Source organism: Tepidimonas thermarum (assembly GCF_007556705.1).
GTDB classification, from domain to species: domain Bacteria; phylum Pseudomonadota; class Gammaproteobacteria; order Burkholderiales; family Burkholderiaceae_C; genus Tepidimonas; species Tepidimonas thermarum.
On the sequence record NZ_VJOL01000111.1, the window covers coordinates 1 to 1442 of the forward strand.

General features: G+C 62.5%; 1 protein-coding gene and 1 pseudogene. Both read left to right on the top strand.

All coding sequences use genetic code 11. The annotated features are described in order from the left end of the window. Positions 1-266 (top strand): type II toxin-antitoxin system PemK/MazF family toxin (locus Tther_RS13110; protein WP_143904570.1); only part of this gene is annotated, 266 nt, incomplete at its 5' end. Positions 267-286: 20 nt separating this feature from the next. Next, positions 287-898, top strand: a pseudogene (locus Tther_RS13115) (RNA-guided endonuclease InsQ/TnpB family protein); the annotation flags it as partial. Between the last annotated feature and the right edge of the window lie 544 nt (positions 899-1442).

A 1442-nucleotide genomic window follows, 5' to 3' on the forward strand; every position in this document is an offset into this window, starting at 1 on the left:
AGACGCGCCCGGCTGTGATCGTGAGCAACGACGCGGCCAATCGACACCTTTCTCGTGTGGTCGTGGTGCCTTTGACTAGCAACACCGGGCGACAGTATCCCGGCGAAGCCGTCGTAACTGTCGGCGGGCAGAGCAGCAAAGCGATGGCTGACCAGATCATGGCCGCCGACAAGTCGCGTCTCAAGGAAAAGCTTGGCACGCTGTCCAAGCCAGATATGTTGGCTGTTGAGGACGCGATTAAGGTGCATTTAGCGCTACCACGATGAAAAAGTTCGACGAGTTACTAGCCCGCGTCCAGAAGATTCACGCCCGGATCGGTAACGTCCGCCGCGACTACCTGCACAAGGCCACGACCACGATCAGCCAAAACCACGCGATGGTGTGCATCGAGGACTTGCAGGTGCGAAACATGTCCAGGTCGGCGGCAGGCACAACCGAGAATCCGGGCAAGAATGTTCGGGCCAAGTCTGGCCTGAACAAGTCCATCCTCGATCAAGGCTGGTTCGAGTTCCGCCGACAACTGGACTACAAGCTGGCATGGGCCGGCGGGCATCTCATCGTCGTGCCGCCGCAGAACACGTCGCGGACGTGCCCGGCCTGCGGCCATGTGTCGGCGGACAACCGCCGTTGCCAAGCCCGGTTTCTATGCGTCGAATGCGGTTTCGAGGAAAACGCCGATCTGGTCGGCGCGATCAACATCCTTTCTCGCGGGATGCAACTGTTGCGAGACGAAGGGCAGGACACGCCGCACGCTTGCGGTGGGATGGAGGCGCTTGCCTCTGTCAGCCCGGATGGCCTGTGGATCGAACCGCACAGGCGGTCGGAAGCAGGAACCCACCGAAGCGACTCATTCCGGCTCGATGCCGGGGTGAGCGCCGTAGGAATCCCCCGACTTTAGGCGGGGGAGGATGTCAACTACAAGCCGGCCACTTTTCTTTGCCCCATTCCCCGCGCGCTAGCGCGCCAGCCCCGCCCCTTCGCGGCAGTAGCGCTGCGAGCGCAGGCCCGGTGGTCGCGCCCTGCTAAGCCTTTGGCCGTGGCGCGCCCGTCCGCTGTTTTACGGGGTAGCGGTGGCGCGCCGGGGGGGCGTATGCATCCCCCCCTTGGGGGGGGCACTTATATGGTGGAACGCCAGCCTTGCCCCTTCGCGGCCAGTGGCGCAGCGAGCGCAGGCCGGTGGATTAGAAAAAGATTAGAAGAGGATTAGGGGGTCACCCGCCGCCCGCGTAAGTATTTGATTTATATCGAGTTTTGGCCTGTTCGGCCTGTGGATAGCGTACCTGCTGGAACGGTATCGCCTACCTGCTGGAACGGCATCGCCTACCTGCTGGAACGGCATCGCCTACCTGCTGGAACGGTATAGCGTGGGTGCTGGAACGGTATCAGGTGCGAGGCTTCCGGCGCTGCACTGCCTTCTTGACCAGGTGCCGCCGCTGCGCTAC